The 19,935-nt window shown below is 68.4% G+C and carries 14 protein-coding genes and 2 pseudogenes; 7 read left to right on the top strand and 9 right to left on the bottom strand.

The genetic code is table 11. The features are described from left to right. Nucleotides 1-5: 5 nt before the first annotated feature. Nucleotides 6-3,400 (bottom strand): annotated as a pseudogene (locus tag ABH915_RS20435) (SNF2-related protein). Between the two features lie 196 nt (nucleotides 3,401-3,596). On the opposite strand from ABH915_RS20435, the pseudogene ABH915_RS20430 reads away from it, so the two are divergent. Continuing rightward, nucleotides 3,597-4,527, top strand: a pseudogene (locus ABH915_RS20430) (hypothetical protein). 162 nt (nucleotides 4,528-4,689) lie between these two features. Here the strand turns inward: ABH915_RS20430 and ABH915_RS20425 are convergent. Continuing rightward, nucleotides 4,690-5,223 carry a hypothetical protein gene (locus tag ABH915_RS20425; RefSeq protein ID WP_018774101.1) on the bottom strand — a complete coding sequence of 178 codons (534 nt, stop codon included), beginning with the start codon at nucleotides 5,221-5,223 and terminating at the stop codon, nucleotides 4,690-4,692. Nucleotides 5,224-5,407: 184 nt separating this feature from the next. On the opposite strand from ABH915_RS20425, the gene ABH915_RS20420 reads away from it, so the two are divergent. Together ABH915_RS20420 and ABH915_RS20415 are read left to right on the top strand one after the other, a co-directional pair. After that, a complete protein-coding gene (locus ABH915_RS20420) occupies nucleotides 5,408-5,917 on the top strand; it encodes a sigma-70 family RNA polymerase sigma factor (RefSeq protein WP_026538160.1) in 510 nt (169 codons plus the stop codon). After that, nucleotides 5,914-6,597: an anti-sigma factor gene (locus ABH915_RS20415; protein WP_370124758.1), complete on the top strand. Its 684-nt coding sequence runs from the start codon at nucleotides 5,914-5,916 to the stop codon at nucleotides 6,595-6,597. Before ABH915_RS20420 ends, ABH915_RS20415 begins: the two co-directional genes overlap by 4 nt. 78 nt (nucleotides 6,598-6,675) lie before the next feature. Here ABH915_RS20415 and ABH915_RS20410 read toward each other — a convergent pair whose 3' ends face one another. Then, entirely contained in the window at nucleotides 6,676-7,482 is an 807-nt protein-coding gene (locus ABH915_RS20410; protein WP_370125052.1) for a DUF1206 domain-containing protein, read from the bottom strand. Nucleotides 7,483-7,584: 102 nt separating this feature from the next. Then, nucleotides 7,585-8,541 (bottom strand): tRNA (guanosine(46)-N7)-methyltransferase TrmB, encoded by a 957-nt coding sequence (gene trmB / locus ABH915_RS20405; RefSeq protein WP_370124756.1) that lies wholly within the window; start codon nucleotides 8,539-8,541, stop codon nucleotides 7,585-7,587. A 119-nt stretch (nucleotides 8,542-8,660) separates the two neighbouring features. Here trmB and ABH915_RS20400 point away from each other — a divergent pair, with 119 nt between their 5' ends. Next, entirely contained in the window at nucleotides 8,661-9,929 is a 1,269-nt protein-coding gene (locus ABH915_RS20400; RefSeq protein ID WP_370124754.1) for an MFS transporter, read from the top strand. Nucleotides 9,930-10,015: 86 nt separating this feature from the next. Here the strand turns inward: ABH915_RS20400 and ABH915_RS20395 are convergent, their stop codons facing one another. Both ABH915_RS20395 and ABH915_RS20390 read right to left on the bottom strand, forming a co-directional pair. Then, a complete protein-coding gene (locus ABH915_RS20395) occupies nucleotides 10,016-11,305 on the bottom strand; it encodes an MFS transporter (RefSeq protein WP_370124752.1) in 1,290 nt (429 codons plus the stop codon). 24 nt (nucleotides 11,306-11,329) lie between these two features. Further along, nucleotides 11,330-12,598 carry a M20 family metallopeptidase gene (locus tag ABH915_RS20390; RefSeq protein WP_370124750.1) on the bottom strand — a complete coding sequence of 423 codons (1,269 nt, stop codon included), beginning with the start codon at nucleotides 12,596-12,598 and terminating at the stop codon, nucleotides 11,330-11,332. A 187-nt stretch (nucleotides 12,599-12,785) separates the two neighbouring features. On the opposite strand from ABH915_RS20390, the gene ABH915_RS20385 reads away from it, so the two are divergent. Beyond that, on the top strand, nucleotides 12,786-13,820 hold the full coding sequence (locus ABH915_RS20385; protein WP_231386305.1) for an Lrp/AsnC family transcriptional regulator: 1,035 nt from the start codon (nucleotides 12,786-12,788) through the stop codon (nucleotides 13,818-13,820). A 72-nt stretch (nucleotides 13,821-13,892) separates the two neighbouring features. After that, on the top strand, nucleotides 13,893-15,338 hold the full coding sequence (locus ABH915_RS20380; RefSeq protein ID WP_370124748.1) for an MFS transporter: 1,446 nt from the start codon (nucleotides 13,893-13,895) through the stop codon (nucleotides 15,336-15,338). A gap of 95 nt (nucleotides 15,339-15,433) precedes the next feature. Here ABH915_RS20380 and ABH915_RS20375 read toward each other — a convergent pair whose 3' ends face one another. The 3 genes from ABH915_RS20375 to ABH915_RS20365 all read right to left on the bottom strand — a co-directional run bounded on the left by ABH915_RS20375 (nucleotide 15,434) and on the right by ABH915_RS20365 (nucleotide 19,097). Next, entirely contained in the window at nucleotides 15,434-16,954 is a 1,521-nt protein-coding gene (locus ABH915_RS20375; RefSeq protein ID WP_370124746.1) for an amino acid permease, read from the bottom strand. A gap of 470 nt (nucleotides 16,955-17,424) precedes the next feature. Continuing rightward, nucleotides 17,425-18,117, bottom strand: a complete 693-nt coding sequence (locus ABH915_RS20370) for a cyclopropane-fatty-acyl-phospholipid synthase family protein (protein ID WP_370124744.1) — start codon at nucleotides 18,115-18,117, stop codon at nucleotides 17,425-17,427. Further along, on the bottom strand, nucleotides 18,114-19,097 hold the full coding sequence (locus ABH915_RS20365; RefSeq protein ID WP_370124742.1) for a class I SAM-dependent methyltransferase: 984 nt from the start codon (nucleotides 19,095-19,097) through the stop codon (nucleotides 18,114-18,116). The genes ABH915_RS20370 and ABH915_RS20365 overlap by 4 nt, the downstream gene beginning before the upstream one ends. Before the next feature lie 257 nt (nucleotides 19,098-19,354). Here ABH915_RS20365 and ABH915_RS20360 point away from each other — a divergent pair, with 257 nt between their 5' ends. After that, complete coding sequence (locus ABH915_RS20360; RefSeq protein WP_370124740.1) at nucleotides 19,355-19,660, top strand: hypothetical protein; 306 nt, start codon at nucleotides 19,355-19,357, stop codon at nucleotides 19,658-19,660. Nucleotides 19,661-19,935 lie beyond the last annotated feature (275 nt).

The raw sequence follows: 19,935 nt of genomic DNA, 5'->3' as shown, positions 1-19,935 counted from the left end.
CAGTGTCAGTCGTTGAACAGCCCCGCCAGGTCCTCCGCCGTCAGGGCGCCGCCGGTGAGCGCGTCGCCTTCCATGACGTCGGCGAAAAGCTGGGACTTCTTCGCCTTGAGCGCCATGACCTTCTCCTCGATCGTGTCCTTGGCGACCAGCCGGTAGACCATGACGTTCCGGGCCTGGCCGATCCGGTGGGTCCGGTCCACGGCCTGGGCCTCAGAGGCCGGGTTCCACCACGGGTCCAGCAGGAACACGTAGTCGGCCTCGGTCAGGTTCAGGCCGAAGCCGCCGGCCTTGAGGCTGATGAGGAACACCGGCGCGGCGCCGTTTTTGAACTCATTCACGACGTCGGTGCGGTTGCGTGTGCCGCCGTCGAGGTAGCAGAACTCGATGTTCTCCTCGACCAGCCGCTCCCGGACCTTGCCCAGGAAGCCGGTGAACTGGCTGAAGATCAGGGCCCGGTGCCCTTCGGCCACCAGGTCCGCGAGCTGCTCGAACAGGACATCGAGCTTGCTGGAACGCACCCCGGACAGGGAGGGATCGATCAGCGAGGGATCCAGGCTCAGCTGCCGGAGCAGGGTCAGCGACTGGAAGATGGTGAACCGGTTCTTGTTGACGTCCTCGATCAGGCCAAGGATCTTTTGGCGCTCCCGCTGCAGGTGGGTCTGGTAGACCTTCTGGTGCCGCGGGTTCAGCACGACTTCCAGGATCTGCTCCTGCTTGGGCGGCAGGTCACTGATGACCTGTTCCTTGGTGCGCCGCATCATGAGCGGCCGGACGCGCCGCCGGAGCTTGTCCAGCTGCCCCTTGTCGCCGTTCTTCTCCACCGGCTTCTGGTAATACTCGGCGAACCGTTTGGGGCTGGAAAAGAGCCCGGGAGCCACGATCGAGGTCAGTGCCCAGAATTCCATCAGGTTGTTCTCCAGCGGCGTGCCGGTGATGGCGAGTTTGAAGGTGGCGGGCAGTTTGCGGGCGCACTGGTAGGCCTTGGACTGGTGGTTCTTGACGAACTGCGCCTCGTCCAGGACCAGCCCGGCCCAGGCCTGGGAGGCGTAGGCCTCGTAGTCGATCCGGAACAGGGCGTAGGAGGTGATGATGATGTCCGCACCGGCCATCGCCTCGGCCGGGTGCGAGCCGTTCTTGGCGAAGGTTTCGCCGATGGCGCGAACGCTGAGCCCGGGCGCGAACCGTGCCGTCTCCGCCTCTCCCAGTTGCCCACCACTGAAGTGGGAGCGACGACGAGGAACGGGGCGGTCCCGGCTTCATCGCCTGCGGCGGCGTCCTTCGCGGCGCAGATCAGTGCGAGGGCCTGCACGGTCTTGCCCAGGCCCATGTCGTCGGCCAGCACCCCGCCGAGGCCGTGGCGGTACAGGAAGCTCAGCCAGTTGAAGCCCTCCAGCTGGTACGGGCGCAGCTCGGCGTTCAGCGACCCGGGCAGGGGCAGGCCCTTGATGCCGCCTTCGAGCAGGCCGCCAACAGACTCGCGCCACGCGGCGGCCTGTTCATCCACGATGCCCAGGTGCGCGAGCTCGTCCCACAGCCCGGCCTGGAAGCGGCTGATCTGCAGCGGGGCATCTTTGTCGCCGGGGTTGTCCTGCAGGGAGCGGGCCTCGTCGATCAGCGCCCGCAGCTGGTGCAGCTCCGGCAGGTCCAGCGCGAAGTACGCACCGCTGGGCAGCAGCATGCGGGTCTGGCCGGCGGCGAGTGCCGAAAACAGTGCCGCGAAGGAAACCGGCTGGCCCTCCAGGGTGATGACGATGCCCAGATCGAACCAGTCGCGGCTGTCCGTCGCCTTGGTGGAGATCGCCACCACCGGGGCTTCTTCGGCTTCGCGGTAGTCCGCGATCTCGCCGGAGGTATCCACGGAGACGTCGGGGAGGTCGCGGAGCCGGGGGAGCACGTCCTCGGTGAAGGCGAGGGTGTCCAGCCCGGACAGTTCTGCCGTGGCTGCCAGGCGCGGCGTTCCCCAGCCGCCGGTCGCAGACTCGCCCAGGGCCGGCACGACGTCCCAGGGCTGCCCGACCGCCTCAAGGATGCGGGCCTCGGCCGGGTCGTCCCGGTAGCCGTGATCGCCCGGGTGCCGCCACAGCGGCTGCGCCGTGACGAGGTTCCCGGAGGTGTAGTGCCATTCCCAGTGCAGCCGGACCCGGTGGTCCGCCCCGTAGTTGGCCAGCAGGGACAGGGTGGGGACGGCCAGCGTGGGCAGTTCCACCGACTCGTCGGAGGCGGTAACCCGGGCGGTTTGCTTGAGCTTGGGGTAAAAGCCGGTCAGGAAGCGGCTTTCGTCCCGGGCGGGGATGTGCAGGGTGGTCCCGCCCGTGACGAAGGTCAGCAGTTCCTCGCTGAGACCGCTCTCCAGCGGGGCAAGGGTGATGACGGGGTCGGTGGGGGCGATACCGGGCAGGGCGTCGCCGTCGGAAGCCAGGAAGATGCCGTGCGCCGGGCGGCCGATGGTCCCGACCGACGCCGGATCCACCACCTCGCCTTCGACCGTGATGGTCGGCGCGAGCTCGAGGCCGCCGTCGTCCCCGCCGGTGCCGAACCGCGCCAGGTTCAGCCCGACGGCGGCAGGCTGCTCGACCAGCCGCACCGGCTCCGTGCCGCGGCTGTGCACCAGGGCGACGCCGATTTTCTGGGCCTGGGACAGCAGGCTCCACAGGTTCTTGCCGGCGTAGGTGTTCAGTCCCAGCCACAGGCCGGTGCCGGAGTGCTGGCGGTTCGCCACGGCGGTGTGCGAGGCGAGGAATTCCTGCATCCACTCGACGTGCGCCTCGTTGCATTCGCGCCGGTAGTTCAGGTAGCTCAGCGTGCTCCAGGAGACGTCGCCGCGGATCCACTTGCCCTTGGCCCCCATGATGACGGGGCGTGCCTTGAGCTGGCGGACGCTGCGGAGCGGATCGCGGCGGCCCGTGTAGGAAAAGTGCGGGGCGGGTTCCTCGACGTCGAACTGGAGCGCCAGCGGGGTGCCGTTGGCGGACGGCGTGATGCCCGGATGGGCGATCAGGGGGCTGAGGGCCTGCTCCCAGTCGGCCATTTCCGGCGGCGCGCTCTGGCGGGAGAGCCGGGTGCCCTCGGCGGGGGCCAGCAACTGCATCCGGGTGGCCGGGTTGTCCTCGGCCGCGAAGAGCAGGGCCGCCACGTGCTTGCAGTCCTTGCGGACCGGGCAGCTGCAGACGCCCACCGTGCAGCTCCAGCCGCCCGCCTTCCGGACCAGCTTCGCCGTCGTGGAATACGGCACGTCGGAACCGCCCCGCACCTTGCCCAGCAGCAGGCCTGTGGCCGCGTCGAAGGAGATCCCGGAAACGCGGCTCCCCATGGCGTAAGCGAGCCCGGCCGCGAGGGAGCGGTCGTTGATCGCGGGAGTCTGTATTGCCAGTGCCGCACTCTCGTCCGGATGGGATGGCATGTGCGCGCTACTTTCGGCAGGTGGTCATCTGATCCATCTTACCGAGCCTGCCGGGCCCCAGGAACTTCGCCGCCGCCCGCGAAACCGCCACTCAAACTTCGCCTGACATTCAACTGGGGCTCGGCCGCCCGCCGTGAAGACGGACCTACCGTGGAGGGGTCCGGAGAACCAGCAGAGCCAGCAGTAAGGATCCCGCATGACCAACGGCGAGCCCACCGCCCAGTCCGCCCACAGCTACCCCACAGTACTGACCACGGAAAGCCTCAAAGGCGGAAACGACGACGTCGTCGACGCGAACGTCAACGTGGTCAACGCCATGTTCGAGGAGTTGCTGGACACGGAAGAGATCTCCCCGGCCGCGCTGCGCAGTTACTACGTGGACTTCTACCTGACGCAGGCGCTGGCCGGCGGCTTCGCGCAGTACGTGTTCACCGCGCCCGAACGCGAGGAAGTCGACCCCTATGTCCGGGAAGGCCTGGCGGCCATGGGCGCCGGCGCGCACCTGGACCTCTTCAACCGCACGGTGGCCGCCTTCGGCGCCCTGACCGACACCGACGTCGACGCCTACCTCGACGGCGGCAGCGGCTGGGCCGCCGGAGCCGGCACAGAGGAAGGCGAACCCGGGGACGGAGTCTCCGACGCCGTCCGGCACATTGAAGAACTGGACGGGGAATTCGAGTCGATCCTCGCAACGGAGGACATCGCGGCACTGAACGCCGCCTGGCTGCGCGGCCAGGAGGACTTGCTGGTCCTTTCCGACGACGACCTCGACGCCCACATTGCCGGGCGGGTGGCCCGGCTATTCCGACCTCGCCGAGCGCCAGGCGGCAGCCGCCGAGGAAGCGCTCCTGGACGCGCCGGAGTTCGAACAGATCATCCGGGAGCTGTGCGAGATTGCCGGCCACAGCCTGGAGCGGATCACCATGGGCGATCCCAACTACGCGCACAACGGGGAGACCACCCTGGCCTGGCACTTCACCACGGAACAGGGCGAATTCCTCATGCTGGAGGACGACGACGAGGCCTTCATGCTCAATCCGCGGACCCAGGAAATCCTCGCGGCTGTGGAGTTCGAGGAGGCCGAGGACTTCGAAAGGTCAGCGGAGTTCGAAAAGGCCCGCGCGTAGGCGGCCCTTCCCGACAGTTTTTCCGGTACGGCCGGCGTCTGCCCCCCAAATGCAGGCGCCGGCCGTACAGTGCTTAGTGACGGTAGTGTCCCTGGCCCGGCCCCGCCGCGCTTAGTTTTCCGGCCCGGCGACCCGGACCGGGCGGATCCGCGGCGGGCGAGCCTACCCGGCCGGCGGTGCGGTGATCATTTCCCCGGAGGGTGACACGAGGTACCAGACGCCGCCGACGCCCTGGCCGGTGATGTCGCCCGCGGTCTGGTCTTTGGAGTAGTAGTAGATCGGCATCCCGTTGATGGTCACCTGCATCTTTCCGTCAGCCGTTGGGATGGTTCCGACCTTGCCGGTGACGCCATTAACTGTGGGAGTGGCTGTCGTCGACGTGACAGGGGGCCACGACGTCAGGCACGCGCCGGTGCAGACGCTGTTCCCGGAATCCTTCGTGTTCTTGGTGAAGTAATAGACGCTCAGTCCCTGGGCGCCCACCACGATCTGGCCCGCCTTGGACTCGGCCACCGAGAGCTCCGCGGCAGACGTGGACGCCGGAGCGGAACTGGCCGGCGCGCTGGTGGCGGTCTCTGCGGGAGCGGACGTGGCCGGTGCCGCCGACGTCGGCGTCGTGGTCGTTCCGCCGCCGCAGCCGGACAGCAGCACGGCCAGAGCGAACGCGGACAAGCCAATGCTGAGGTGCTTCTTCATTTGTTGCTCCTAGACTCGAGCCAGCCCAACTCGGAGGCCGGCGCTACCGGATACGACGCCATGGAGCGCGGAATGGTTCAGGCGGAACCGACATGTTCGTGTCGGGCCGTCCTGGGGCACACTGAACTATTGGGCCTGCCCGTACGTCTTACAGGGGCAGAACAAGGTTCCCGGGAGGTGGGCAATGCCGCTGGACGAAGACGTGGTGGCTGCGATCTACCGCGACCACGGAACGGCCCTGAAGCGCTTTGTCCTCAGCGTCTCCCGGGATCCTCAGCTCGCCGACGACGTCGTCCAGGAGACGGTGCTGCGGGTCTGGCAGCAGGCGCCGCAGATCACCGGCAGCCTGCGCAGCTACCTGTTCCGGACGGCCCGCAACATCATGATCGACAACTACCGCAAGGCCCAGCGGCGGCCGCAGGAAGCCGGCGACCGCGATGTCCAAGCCCTCCCGGAAGGCGGCGTCGGCGCCGGGCGCATCGACGAGCTGCTCAACAAGGTGCTGATGGAAGAGGCGTTGCTGCGGCTCAGCGCGGAACACCGCGAAGTCCTCGTCGCGCTCCACTACCGCCGCTACACAGTCCAGGAGGCATCCGCCCAATTGAAGATCCCCAGCGGCACGGTGAAGTCCCGGGCGTTCTACGCCGTGCGGGCCCTACGGACAATCCTCGACGAAATGGGGGTGCAGCAGTGAACGGGACCGAGCTGCATCACCTCCTCGGCGCGTACCTGCTCGGCGGGCTGGACCCGGCCGAAGCCGCGGCCTTCGAGCAGCATCTTGCCGGGTGCGCGGACTGCCGCCGGGAGCTGGACGACCTTGCCAGCCTCCCCGCGCTGCTGGACGCGATCCCGGTCTCCGACGCCGTCGCCCTCACCGCCGCGGCTGCGGCCGCCCGGGAACGCGCGCTGGTTCCGCCGGAACCCGAACCTGTCCCGCGCCGGCTCCTGGACGAGCTCGCCGCCCGACGCCGGAAGGTGCGGCGCCGGTGGACGTCGGCGGTGGCCGCGGCGGCCGCCGCCTGCCTGGGGCTGGGGATCATGGCCGGTCCGCTGCTGAATCAGCCCGCCAAGCCGGACGCGAGCTATTCCGTTGCGGCCAGCAGCGGGCTGGAGGTCACGGTGGGGCTCGTCAAGAAAACCTGGGGCACCGAACTGGCGGTGGACGGCCGCAGCCTGCCCGTCGCCGGGACCCTCTCGCTCTGGGTAAAGGACCGCGACGGCGGCGTGGACCGTGCCTGCGCGTGGACGGCCACGCCCACCGGCAGGGTCCGGATCACCGGGGCGACGCCGGTGCAGCTGGCCAGGATCGCCAGTGTCGAGATGCGCGACGAGCAGCAGCAGACCGTGGCTGTCATCGCCGTGCCGCAGGGGTAGCCCACCCCTGGCGGCACGGCTGCACGGCGGCCCGTCCGGTCCGGGAAATCGGTCCGGGATCCGGAAGTCGGCGCGAGCCTACATCTTCGCGAGCTTGGCCCGCACCGCCATGTAGATGCCGTAGCAGATCAGCCCCACACCCACTGCGGCCAGCAAGTACACGCCGAACGGCTGCTCCCGCAGGGCCTTCAGGCTGCCGTCGAGCCCGGTTGACTCTTCGGGGTGTGCCTTCACCGTGGCGATGATGATGAGCAGGCCCACCAGCAGCAGGGCAAAGCCCTTGGCCACGTAGCCCACGACTCCGATCACCGTCACCGCGGTGCGGGCCTGCGGCTTTGACGGCATGCGCAGGTACTTGATGAAGGACTTCTTGAAGCCGCGGATCGCGTAGACGATTCCCGTGACGGCTACCGCGACGCCGATGACCACCAGGAGCGCAACGCCGCCCGGTGCCTTCATGAGGTTTGCGGTGAAATCGCTGGTTGACTCGCGGTTGTTGGAGCCGGCCCCGGTGGCGACCGACGCGAGCGTCAGGGCGAACACGGCGTAGACCACGGCCTGCAGGGCTGCTTTGAGCTTCTTGCCGACCTTCTTCTTGGTCGGCAAGTGCCCGAAATCGAAAATGGCGTCGGACGCCTGCCAGATGGCCAGCGCAACGCAGGCGGCAAAAGAAGTCCAGAGCAGCAACGGCCCCGCCGGCTGCCCGGCGAGCTCCTCCACCGCGCCGCTGACATCGGCCTGGCCCTGGCCGCCCATGGCGAGCCGGATCGCGACCAGCCCGATGAGGAAGTGCAGCAACCCCGACACAGCGAACCCGGCCCGCGCTGCGATTTCGAGTGGCTTCGAATTGGTGACGTCCTCGGCGACGTCAGCGGCCTCGTTCAGTTCTCGTTTGATGATCGTTTCCTTAGTACTACCCAGCGTGATTCGTTCCGTAATCGTGCCACGCGAAGCCGCTCAGCAAAAGGTGCCCGCGCACCGGGGTGCCTAAATTCGGCGGTAGCTGAGGTCGAAGATCAGGCGGCCTGCTTCGTGCGCCTTGTTTTCGAAGCTGGTCAGAATGCGGCCCTCAAACCGTGGCGCCCACCCGCCGGTCCCGTCGACGCCCTCGTTGGGCCCGGTGTGCTCGGTGCTGACGGGCGCCCGGCCTTCCTTGACGGGGGCTCCGCCCACGCGGGACTCGACGCCGGATTCCCACACCTGGGTCAGGGGGCTGTCCGCGCCGGCGCGCTCGCCCTCGTGCAGGTTCTCGAACTCTGCCGAGCCCGCCATGACCTCGCGGACGTGAACGGCGTAGTTGGACCAGTCGGTAGCGATCCGGAAGGTGCCGCCAGGTTTGATGGCCCGGGCGGCGAGATCAGCGAAGGCCGGTTGAATGAGGCGTCGCTTGTGGTGCCGGGACTTGTGCCACGGATCCGGGAAGAACACCCAGAGTTCCGTGACGGAGCCGGCCGGGAGCATGGTTGCCAGCACCTCGGGCGCGTTCGCCTCGACCACCCGCACGTTGCTCAGTCCGCGACTGTTGATTTTGATCAAAGTGTTGGCCAGGCCGGGGGTGTACACCTCCACGGCCAGGAAGTCCGTGTCCGGGTTCTGTTCCGCGGCGTGGCAAACGGCATCGCCCAGTCCGGAGCCGATCTCGACCACCAGCGGAGCCGTGCGGCCGAATTCGGCCTCCGCGTCGAACACATAGTCCGGGTGGACGGAGGTGTTGGCGACATGGCGGGGGACCTCAACCGCCCAACGGTCCGCGTGTTCCTCCCAGGCCGCCTGGCGGCGGCCCTGCAGGCGTGTGCCGCGGCGCACGAAGCTCACCGGACGGCCTCCGTACGTGCCGAACGAGGCTTGGCTGCCGGGGGTCACGGGGCGCGGCAGCTGGGTCTCGTCCGGGGCGCCGGACTCCGGGTTTGCCGGCGTGCCGGGGGATTCTGGGGATTCGCTCATCCCTTCCAGAATAGTTGAGTTCGCCGGCCCGGGCCGCCCGGGGGATCCCGTAGGCTCCCCGCGGGCCGGCCGCGGAGGAGGGGTTGACGGGATAGGGGTAAAGAAGCGGGGCTGCAAGAATGGGGCGGGTGACCTCAGCTGGGAAAACTGACGAGTTGGACCATTCGGCCGGCGCCGTCCTCCGGGACGGCCCCGCCGGGTCGCCGCGTGCCGCCGGCCGCCGGCAGCTCGCGTATCTGGGGATCTGCCTGGTCCTGATCGGGCTGAACCTGCGCACAGTCTTTTCGAGCTTCGCTGCGGTACTGCCGGAGGTGACCGCCGACGCCGGGCTGCCGGCCTGGGCGGTCATGGTGCTCACCACCGTCCCGGTGACCCTGCTCGGGCTGTTCGCCCCGCTGGCTCCTGGGCTGGCACGCCGGTTCGGGGCCGAACGGGTGCTGCTCGGTGCCATGGCGGTGCTCACTGCCGGGCTGCTGCTGCGGCCCGTGGAGCTGCCGGCGGCCGGCCACCTTCCGGCTCTGCTCGCCGGAACCGCCGCGTGCGGCGCCGCAATTTCACTCTGCAACGTGCTGCTGCCGGGCGTGGTCAAGCGTGACTTCCCACATCGCCTGGGCCTCATGGGCGGCCTCTACACCACGGCGATCTGCGCCTCGGCCGCGCTCGGTGCCGGCTTCACGTTCCCGGTCTTCCGCGCGAGCGGGGAGTGGACGGCGGCGCTCTGGTTCTGGGCGCTGCCGGCCGGCGTCGTCCTTCTGCTGTTCCTGCCGCCGGCGCTCCGGGCCCGTCCCGGCGGGGCGGCGCGGCCGGCCGGCGGCGTCAACGTCTGGCGTTCCGCCGTGGCCTGGCAGGTGACCGGGTTCATGGTCCTGCAGGCCATGATGTCCTTCAGCGTCTTCGCCTGGCTGGCACCGATCCTGCGCGAACGCGGCGTGGACGGCGGCACGGCCGGCCTGATCGTCTCGGCCTCGATTGTGCTGCAGATGCTCGGCTCGCTTTTCGCGCCGGCGCTGGCCACCCGGTTCCGGGACCAGCGCGCCCTCAACACGGCGGTGGCGCTCATGACCGGCGGAGGCTTCGCGCTGAGCATCTTCGGGCCTGTGGAATTCCTTTGGCTGTGGACCGGGCTGCTCGGCCTGGGGCAGGGGAGCCTGACCGCCGCCGCGCTGACGCTGATCATGGTCCGCACCCGGGACGGGCACACCGCGGCCCACCTTTCCGGGATGATGCAGGGCGTGGGCTACGGGGTTGGCTCCAGCGGCACGCTCCTGGTCGGCCAGCTGCACCAGTCCACCGGGTCCTTTGCCGCGGCGGGTGTGCTGTTCATGCTGGTGGGCTTGCTCGCCGCGGTGTTCGGGTACCGGGCCGGGCGGGACCGCTTCATCGGCTGAGGTTTTAATGCGATGAGCTACCAGTTGTGGCTGTCCTGAACCATCCAGGACAGCCACAACTGGTAGCTCAACCGGGCCGGGCCGCATCAGAGGGTGAGGTCCTTGCCTTTCGTTTCCGGGATGGTGAATACGAAGGCCGCGGAGATGGCGAGCAGCAGCACGGCGTACACATTGAACAGCTGCGGCATCTGCACGGTGGTGCCGAGCCACTGCTGCAGATAGGGCGCGGTTCCGCCGAACACGGCCACACAGATCGAGTAGGGCACTCCGACGCCCACGGTGCGGATGCTGGTGGGGAACAGCTCGGCGTAGACGGCCGGGACGATCGCCGCGCTGGCGGCGATGAAGATCAGCATGACGGACATGCTGACGGCCAGTTGCCAGGCGGAATCCTTGAGCAGGGCGGTCATCGGGAAGTGCATGATGCCTGCGCCGATCGCACCGGCCCACAGCACTTTTTTGCGTCCAATCCGGTCCGCCAGCTTGCCCCAGAAGGGCAGCGCCGCGATGAAGACGATGTTGCCGATCACGCCGGCCCACAGGGCCTCGCCCCGGTCGATCTTCAGGGCGGTGGTGGCGTAGCTGGGAGCGACGACACCCCAGATGTAGTAGATGACGGTCAGGCCGACCGTCAGGCCGATCACCTGGAGGGCCTGCTTGCGGTGGCGGACGATCTGCGGCCAGATCGGTGCGCGCTTCTCCGCCGAGGTTTCGCCCTCGAAGACGTCCGTTTCGTGCAGCCGGGACCGCATGATCAGCGCGTAGAGTCCCATGGCCGCGCCGATCAGGAACGGGATGCGCCAGCCCCACGCGTTCATGACTTCGGTGCTCAGGCTCATGTTCAGCACGGCGCCGAGCAGGGTTCCGAACAGGATGCCCACGGTGCCGGAAGTGTAGATCAGGGTGGCCCAGAAGCCGCGGTGTTCCTTCGGCGCCATTTCGGACAGGTACGTCTGCGACGACGGCAGCTCGCCGCCGTGGGCCAGGCCCTGGATCAGGCGCGCCACCAGGAGCGTGAGCGATGCCCAGACGCCGACGGCCGCGAACGTCGGCGCGATGCCGATCATCAGGCTGCCCACCGACGCCAGCCCCACGGCCAGGGTCATCGAAGCCTTCCGGCCGATCCGGTCACCGATCCAACCGAAGAGGAAGCCGCCGAAAGGCCGGGCGACGAAGCCGACGGCGAAAATCGCCAGTGTGGACAGCACCGCGGACGCAGGATCCGACTTGCTGAAAAGCTGGCTGGCGATGAACGGCGTGAACGTGGCATAGATGGCCCAGTCGTACCATTCGACGGCATTGCCGATGCCGGTGCCGACGAGCGTCTTGCGGGTGGATGTTCGGGTTGCCGCCGGCGTGATCGTGGCTGCAGTCATGGTCTTCTCCCTCGGGGGTGCGGGCTAGGAAAGGGCGGAGGCGGCGGCAACAGTGTTGGCCGCGGCGGGAGCGTCGGCGGCCGCAAGTGCGGCCAGCCTTGAGATGGCGAGTTCGGCGTAGAGTGCGGCGCCGTCAGCCAGCACGCCGTCGTCGAACGTGGCGTACGGGGAGTGGTTGAACGCGGAGGTGGCGTGGTCGGCGTCCCGGGGGACGGCGCTCAGCCCGATGAACGTGCCGGGGACCTCGGCCAGAACCCTCGAGAAGTCTTCGGAGCCGCTCAGCGGGGTGGCCCAGCGGGAGAGCCGGGAGTCGCCGAACAGGCCCGCAATGACATTCTCCGCGGTGTGCGTCTCGTCCTCGTCTGTGATGGTCAGCGGATACTCCTGCTGGTAGTCGACGTCGACCTCGAGGCCGTGCGCCGCCGCGATTCCCTTCAGCAGGCGCGGCACGGCGTCCATCATTTTCTGCCGGGCTTCCTCGGAGAAGGTCCTGATGGTGGCCTCGATCCGTGCGGTTTCCGGAATGATGTTGCGCTTGGTGCCGGCCTGGAGGACTCCCACGGAGAGGACTACGGGGTCGAACATGTTGAACTGGCGGGTGATCATGACCTGGAGGGCGGTGACCATCTCGGCGGCCGCCGTCACGGGGTCCTTGGCGGAATGCGGGGCCGACCCGTGGCCGCCGGCGCCGAGCACGGTGACCACCAGGCCGTCGGAGGAACTCAGCATGACGCCGGGCTTGGTGCAGAACGTGCCGTGCGGTTCCAGGGCGGAAAACACGTGCATGCCATAGGCGGCGTCCACACGCCGGCCGGCGGCGTCCAGCACGCCTTCGCGGATCATGTGGCTGGCGCCGTCGAAGCCTTCCTCGCCCGGCTGGAACATCAGGACGACGTCGCCGGCCAGCTGGTGCCGGCGTTCGGCCAGGAGCGTGGCGGCTCCTGCCAGCATGGCAGTGTGCAGGTCGTGCCCGCAGGCGTGCATGGCGCCGTCGGTCCGGGACGTGTAGTCCACGCCCGTCTTCTCCTGCACCGGCAGGCCGTCCATATCCGCGCGCAGCAGCACCGCCGGGCGGGAGCCCGCTTCGGTCCCGGACCCCTGGCCCCGCAGTACCGCGGTGACCGACGTCGTGTCCTGGCCCAGGGTGATCTCGTAGGGAAGCCCGTCCAGGGCCTTGAGCACCTTCTCCTGGGTGCGGGGCAGTGCAAGGCCGATCTCGGGTTCCCGGTGCAGTTCATGGCGGAGCCGGGCAAGGTCCGTCTGCATTTCCCGGGCGTCTGCGGTGATCGGCACGTGTTCTCCTTGTTTGTCGAAATCGCCTGGTTGGCGAGCGGCTTGGTTTGGCTAATTGGCTTGCTTCGCGTCCGGCGAGGAAGTCCTGCGTCTATTCTCAAGTGACATGGTTCACACCCATGCAAACGCCAGAAAAAATGCAGGAATAGACTGTTGCCGCAGGTTTCGTGCATGGATGAAGGGAAAAATGGTGGAACTCAGCGAGGACGATCTTGCCCTGATCAACGTCCTGCAGATTGCCCCGCGCCTGAGCTGGGCGGATGCGGCCCAGGTGCTGGGCGTGCATGCCACCACCCTCGCCGCCCGGTGGCAGCGGTTGCTGGACTCTGGGGTGTCCTGGATCACCGCGCACCTGATCGGCGACCCCCAGCAGATGTGCCTGGCGTTCGTCGCCGTGGATTGTGAAATGCACCGGCGCGAGGAAGTCACCGCCAGGCTCGCCGAGATGCCGGAGATCGTCACGGTGGAGGAGGCGGCCAGCCACCGGGACCTTATGCTGACCGTCATTACGCCCTCCCTGGACGATTTCAGTCTGAAAGTCATCTCGCGGCTGAAGGAGATTGACGGGCTCCTCAAATATCAGACCGCCCTCTGCACCAGGCTGCACGCGAGCGGCGGCTCCTGGCGGCTGAACGTGTTGAGCCGGGCGCAGCAGGCCGCCGTGCGGGCGCTGGCCGGTCCCGAGGCCACCGGGGTTGCCCAGGCCGCCGCCCGTGAGGCGTTGCCGGAGAGCCACCTGGCGCTCCTGCCGTTCCTGGCCAGGGACGGGCGGGCCACGGCGGCGGACATTGCCCGCGGCCTGGGCAGGCACCCTGCCACCGTCCAGCGCCAGCTCAACCGTGTGCTCGCCAGCGGCATCCTGTCATTCCGGTGCGAGGTGGCCCAGAAGCTCTCCGCTTTCCCTGTGACCTGCCAATGGTTCGTCAACGTCCCCGCCGGGCGGCACGAGGCAGCCGCCGCCGAGCTGAGGACCATGCGGAACGTCCGGCTCAGCGCCTCCACCACGGGGCCTACGAATTTCGTGATCATCATGTGGCTGCAGTCCCTGGCGGACGTCATGAACATCGAGGTGGCGCTGCAGCAAAAGGTGCCCGGGATCGAGCTCGTGGAAAGCGTCGTCATGCTGAGCACGGTCAAGCGTGTGGGCTGGCTGCTGAACCCGGACTCCAGGGCCAGTGGCGCCGTCGTGGTTCCTGCCCAGGGGTTCGACGAGGCGGACTGACTGCGGCCGGCCGGCAGGTGACAAGCCAGCCGGCAGGCGGGGTGCGGCGCGCCCGGTTGTAAGCTGTGGCACGTGCCACAGACCGACCCGCCTCCTCCTCAGGAATCCCGTCCGAAGTCCGTCCCGGAATCGGCCGGCATCTTCCACCGCAGCTACCTGCTGGTGACACTCGGCGCCTGCGCGCTGGTGTTCCTGGCGGCCTTCGAGTCCCTGGCGGTGACCACCATCATGCCGCTCGTCAGCCGGGAACTGGACGGTGCGGGACTCTACGCCTTGGCCTTCGCCGGGCCGCTCGCCACCGGGGTGATCGGCATGGTGGCCGCGGGCAGCTGGTCGGACCGCAAGGGGCCGGTGGCGCCGCTCCTGGCCGCGGTGGGCATGTTCGTGCTCGGCCTGCTCATCGCCGGTACTGCCGGAACCATGCCGGTCCTCGTCTCCGGCCGGCTGGTGCAGGGACTCGGCGGGGGCGGGCTTACCGTGGCTCTGTATGTGGTCATTGCCCGGGTCTATCCGCCGGTCCTGCATCCGAAAATCTTCGCCGCCTTCTCCGCGGCCTGGGTCATCCCCTCCCTCGTGGGGCCGTTCGCGGCCGGCGCCGTGGCCCAACTGGCGGGCTGGCAGTGGGTCTTTCTCGGCGTGGTCGGACTCGTGGTCCCGGCCTTGCTCCTGACGGCCCCGGCCCTGCGCGGCCTGAACGGCAGCCCGGGCGGCGCCGGAGATTCCCCGGAGCCGGCGTCCGGCGGCCGTCCGCCGGGCGGCCTTGCCAAGTTGGCGCTGGCGGCGCTGGCGGCGCTCGCCGTGCTGGGCCTGAACCTGTCCGCAGCGGTACCGGTCGCCGGCGGGGTGCTGGCGGCGGCCGCCGTCGCCGTCGCACTCCTGGCCGTCCGTCCCCTCATGCCGCGCGGAACGCTGACCGCCCGGCTCGGCCTGCCGAGCGTGATCCTCACCCGCGGGCTCGCGTCCGCGGCATTCTTCGGCGCCGAGGTCTACCTGCCGTACCTGCTGGTGGAACGCTACGCCTTCGCCCCGACGTTTGCGGGCCTCACGCTCACCGGCGGTGCCATCGCCTGGGCGGCGGCGTCGGCCATCCAGGGCCGGCTGGGGACACGGCTGGAGCACCGGAAAGCGGTGCGGATCGGCTCGGCCCTGGTCCTTGGCGCGGTCCTCATGGCCCTCGTGACCACGGTGCTGGCCTGGCCGGCCGCCGTCGCGATCGCGGGATGGATCTTCGCCGGGGGCGGCATGGGCCTGATGTATCCGCGGCTAAGCGTCATGACCCTGGCACTCTCCACCAAGGACACCGAGGGCTTCAACAGTTCGGCGATGTCCATTTCGGATTCCCTGGGCGGCGCGCTGGCCCTCGCCGGCACCGGAATCGTGTTCGCCGCATTTGCGACGGCGGCGCCGTCGGCGTCGTTTGCGGGAGTGTTCGCGCTGACGGCGGTGATCGGGACCGCCGCCGTGGCCGTCGCGCCGCGCGTCGCCGTCGTCCCGGCCGCCGTCAGCAAACGCGCGTAACGGCAGAGCACCTGACGGCAGAGCACCTGACGGCAGAGCACAGGAGCCCCGGCGGGATGATCCGGCCGGGGCTCCTGTGCATCACAATTTACGGATCAGACGGCGGCGCGGGCTTCCTCCTGTGAGCGGACGGCCTTCCATTCCACAATCCGGGCCTGCTGCAGCGGGGACTTGCGGTTGAAGTGCCAGGCCGCGCCGAGCAGCAGGAACCACACCGGCGCCACGAAGAGTGCCAGGCGGGTGTCGTCGGCCTGCCCCAGCGCCACCAGCATGAACACGAAGAACGCGAGCACCACGTACGGCATGAAGGCGGAGCCGGGCATCTTGAAGGACGAGGCCGCGTGCAGGGCCGGCCGGCGGCGGCGGAAGACGATGTAGCTGACCAGGATCATGGACCACACAAACATGGTCAGCACGGACGCCACGGACGTGACCACCGTGAACGCGCCGATCACGGAGTCGCCGGAATAGAGCAGGACCAGGCCGGCCAGCAGGAAGATGCAGGAGAACAGCAGCGCGTTCTGCGGTACTTTGCGGATGCTGAGCTTTCCAAACGCCTTGGGGGCGTTCCCGTCCTGGGCGAGGCCGTAGACCATCCGGGAGGTTGAGTAGATTCCGGAGTTGGCGCTGGAGGCGGCGGACGTCAGGACCACAAGGTTGATGACCACAGCGGCGATGCCCAGCCCGGCGAGGGTGAACATGCCGATGAACGGGCTGCTGGCGGGGTCGATGGTCCGCCAAGGATTGACGGCCATGATGACCACCAGGGCGCCCACATAGAAGAGGAGGACACGGACCGGGATGGAGTTGATGGCGCGCGGCAGGTTCTTCTCCGGGTCCTTGGTTTCGGCGGCGGCGGTGCCTACCAGTTCGATCCCGGCGAAGGCGAAGATGGCGATCTGGAAGCCGAGGACGAAGCCGAACATGCCGTGCGGGAACATGCCGCCGTCATTCCACATGTTGGCGAGGTTGGCTTCAGCGCCGTTCGGGGACGTGAAGTGGGTGGCGATCATGACCGCGCCGGTGACGATCAGGGCCACGATGGCCACTACCTTGATGATGGCGAACCAGAACTCCGCTTCACCGAACGCCTTCACGGTGGGCAGGTTCAGGAGGATCAGGACCACCGGCGTGAGCAGCGCCGGAATCCACAGGGGCGTGCCGGGAGCGAGCTTGTCAACGTAACCGGAAATGGCGACGATGTCAGCCACCCCGGTGACCACCCAGAAGAACCAGTAGGACCAGCCGGTGAAGAAGCTGGCCCACGGGCCCAGGAGGTCCCCGGCGAAGTCGCTGAAGGATTTGTAGCTCAGGTTTGAGAGCAGGATCTCGCCCATGGCACGCATCACGAAGAACAGCATGAAGCCGATGATCATGTAGACGAAGATGACGGACGGGCCGGCGAGCGAGATGGTCTTTCCGGACCCCATGAACAGGCCGGTGCCAATGGCGCCGCCGATGGCGAGCAGCTGGATGTGGCGGTTGCCGAGGGCCCGGGCGAGGTGCGGCTCGCGGTTCCCGGCGCCGGAACCACCGTTGGCGGGGGCGGCGGTTCCAGATTGGGCAATGTCAGATTCTGCAGTGGCCGGAGCGGCCGTGGTGGTGCGTTCAGACATGAGGCTTCTTCCTTGTCACGGGCGGCCGCAAAGGGCGGGGGTTCCGCGATGCGGGCCGCACAGTTCCGTCAGGATGTGACGGAGGTAACAGTTTTGGCGGGTAGATCAAGATTAGGGCCGGTATTTCGCGGCCCCTGTTGTCGCGTCGGTCCGCGTGTGTGGACCGTCTGGTCGGTCACGGGCCGTGTTCGCCGGCGGCACCGGTGCCCCCCGCGCGGTGCCGGAGCGGCCCCGGAACCCGCATTCTTCGCGGACTCCGGGGGAGAACGCGACGCCGGCGCGGCTGCCCGGCGCGGCCGCCGTGATGGCCTTTCCGCGGATCTCCCACCCGAGGGCAGGTTCGACAACTGTCGATCATCTTAGCTTCAGTTGTCGTCCGCTGTCTTTTGTCACATTTTTGCCCGGCGGGGTTGCCCGGCGGGGGCGACGCACTCGCCCGAATCGTTCAGGTTGGGCCCAATCCGGGCCGCCTACTGGGCGGCCAGGCGCGTGGCCCGCAGCACGGCATCCGTGAGGGGCGCTGCCTCGCCGTCGGGTCCGACGGCGCTGCGACGCCGGCTGTCCAGGACCTCGGCGCGCCACAGCGGCTCCTTGATCCGGAGTTCCCGGGCAAGGTCCTCGGCCGTGAAGAACTTCTCCGGCGTATGGTGCGCGCCCCACGGAGGCAGCCCGTCGGGGTGATGGCCGACGATCAGCAGCGTCCCGCCGGTCCGGACCGCGGCCGCGGCGAGCTGCAACGCCTGCTGCCACGGCATCTGGGTGGAATGCAGGAACTGGGCCGTGACGAGGTCGAACAGCCGGTCCGGGACCCAGGTGGCAAGATCCTGCTGCACCCACTTGATGGCGGCGTCCTGGCCCCGTTCCCGGGCGTGGGCGGCCGCACGTTCCAATGCGACGGCGGAAACGTCCAGGCCCGTCACGCTCCAACCGCGGGCCGCGAGCCAAATCGCGTCCGCGCCCTCGCCGCACCCCAGGTCCAGGGCCTCGCCGGCAGGAAGGTCCGCCACCTCGGCGACGAGTTGCGGATTCGGCTCCCCGCTCCACATCCTGGACCGGCTGCTGTACTTTTCATCCCACATCCGGGCGGCGGTACCGGGCGCCGCCTCCTCGACGGCCGCATGTTCGGCGGCGTCATGATCGTGGCTGTGGCTGCGTTGTGTCATGGTTTCCCCTCATCACGGCGGTTCGCCGGGTTTCGCTGTCCGTTTTCAGGCACGACGGCGGTGGCGAAACCGCCCGGCGCCGACCGCCGTCGGGTCTCCCTGCCGAAATTCCTGTGCTCCTCAAGGGCCAGCCCGAAGCATCCAACAAAGTCCGCGGCGCTCTTCCTGGCCGGGGGAGTGTTATCGATGCCAAAGGTCAGGGGCTCGCCGACGAATCTCGCTGCAGCCCGGGCATATCGCATGTAGGGCGACCGCGAGGCGATGGTTTCCCTGGAGAAGTAGTCAAAGGCCACGATGCTGCCCGGCGCGGTGCCGGCGATCCTGCGCAGTGTCGCCTCGACCGAGGCGCGGTCCAGGTACATGGTCACCGCTTCCCAGAGGAACAGTGCGGGCCGGCTCGGGTCGAAACCGGCCGCCACCAGCTTCTCCATCCAGTCCTCGGTCTCGAAATCCGCGGGCACGTACGTGGCCAGGCGGGTGGAGAGGCCTGCCTTCTCGAGCATCGCGAGTTTGAAAGCCTGGGTCCGGGGCAGGTCAAGTTCAAAGCAGCGCACGTGGTCCCCGGGCACAAGCCGGAACGCCCGGGTGTCGAATCCCGCCCCGAGGATCACGAGCTGGTCGACGCCCCCGCGATGCCGTTGAACGGCCGCGTCATAGAGGCTGGTCCGTGCTGTCGGCTGGTGGCGCATCGGCGCCCGCCCCGGGTATGGATAGCGGTAGACCCTGGGCACGTACCCCGTGAGCAGGTGGGCAGCGAGCGTGGGGGCGGTCTCCATCTGGATGCCAGTCGCGGACACGTTCGGCAGAACGGCCATGAGCCGGGCCGCGGGGACGTCCGGCCGTGTTCCCAGGCGGTGTTGCATCCACCGCGTGTAGAGGGACGCGAGCAGCGTGGCCGACGTGCCGGTGCGCCGGCTGTAGGCGAGCATTCCGGGGACGGACATGAAGTAGCCGGCCGCGCTCAAGGGAAACAACGCCACTTGGATGACCCGAAACAAGCCAGCGGAGACTATTCCCGGCATTGCGTCCGACTCCCCTCATGGCCCCGCCGTCGTATGGCCCTTCCCGCCCACCATGGTCCTCCCGGACGCAACGAGGGTCAATACACCGCCTGGGCTTCCCCTCAAACGCCGCGCAGGCGGACGGACACGTGGAAATCACGCTCCGGAAACGAATCCGAAATGTGTGTCGTGAATGCTGGGCACAAGACATTGAACGCTGGGGAAGGGCAATGACCATGGACGTTGACGAAGCACGGCAGATCCGCAGCTCGGCCGAGTTGAACGTGGGCGACGAGATCGAGGCGTGGCACAACGGGAAGCTCTTCCACCGGGGCCCGGTGACCCAGACCGTCACAGGCGTGGACCTGTTCTGGATACTGGATGCCCGGACGGGAACCCGCCGCCTCATCGACGCCGAGGCGCTCGTGATCCTGCGGCCGGCCGGCCCGGGGCCGGCCAGCACGCCGTCGCCAGCGCCCGTCCGCGCCGCCTCCCAGCCGTCCCACATGCCCCTGTTCCAAGCCCCCAGTCTGGTGGGCTAGGGGCCGGGCCGGCCGTCACGGATACGGGACCCGGGCCCGCTGGGTGGTAGAGTACTAGAACTTGATGTGCAGTGATGCCCACTTTTGATTCGGTTGACCGGCTTCGGTCCGCCAGCCGGATCCCTGCCGGATTCCTTCGGGAATCCGCACGCAGGCAGTGGGATTTTTTCATGTGAGAGGCACATCCTGCGTCGATGAACGCGTTCCATTTGGTCCCGGCGGCCGCTTGCTGAAGTTTGGCAACAGCCCGGTTGATCACCTGACTTTTCTTCGGC

Source organism: Arthrobacter sp. MW3 TE3886, assembly GCF_041262145.1.
Taxonomy (GTDB): domain Bacteria; phylum Actinomycetota; class Actinomycetes; order Actinomycetales; family Micrococcaceae; genus Arthrobacter.
The sequence above is the reverse complement of the archived record's forward strand: the minus strand, read 5'-3'. Positions and strand labels throughout refer to the sequence as shown.

Bases quoted from the DNA above. Each gene is read 5' to 3' on its own strand.
- ABH915_RS20425 (WP_018774101.1), bottom strand. From the start codon at position 5,223: ATGAAGAAGCACCTCAGCATTGGCTTGTCCGCGTTCGCTCTGGCCGTG.
- ABH915_RS20420 (WP_026538160.1), top strand. From the start codon at position 5,408: ATGCCGCTGGACGAAGACGTGGTGGCTGCGATCTACCGCGACCACGGA.
- trmB (WP_370124756.1), bottom strand. From the start codon at position 8,541: ATGAGCGAATCCCCAGAATCCCCCGGCACGCCGGCAAACCCGGAGTCC.
- ABH915_RS20400 (WP_370124754.1), top strand. From the start codon at position 8,661: ATGGGGCGGGTGACCTCAGCTGGGAAAACTGACGAGTTGGACCATTCG.
- ABH915_RS20395 (WP_370124752.1), bottom strand. From the start codon at position 11,305: ATGACTGCAGCCACGATCACGCCGGCGGCAACCCGAACATCCACCCGC.
- ABH915_RS20385 (WP_231386305.1), top strand. From the start codon at position 12,786: ATGGTGGAACTCAGCGAGGACGATCTTGCCCTGATCAACGTCCTGCAG.
- ABH915_RS20375 (WP_370124746.1), bottom strand. From the start codon at position 16,954: ATGTCTGAACGCACCACCACGGCCGCTCCGGCCACTGCAGAATCTGAC.
- ABH915_RS20370 (WP_370124744.1), bottom strand. From the start codon at position 18,117: ATGACACAACGCAGCCACAGCCACGATCATGACGCCGCCGAACATGCG.
- ABH915_RS20360 (WP_370124740.1), top strand. From the start codon at position 19,355: ATGGACGTTGACGAAGCACGGCAGATCCGCAGCTCGGCCGAGTTGAAC.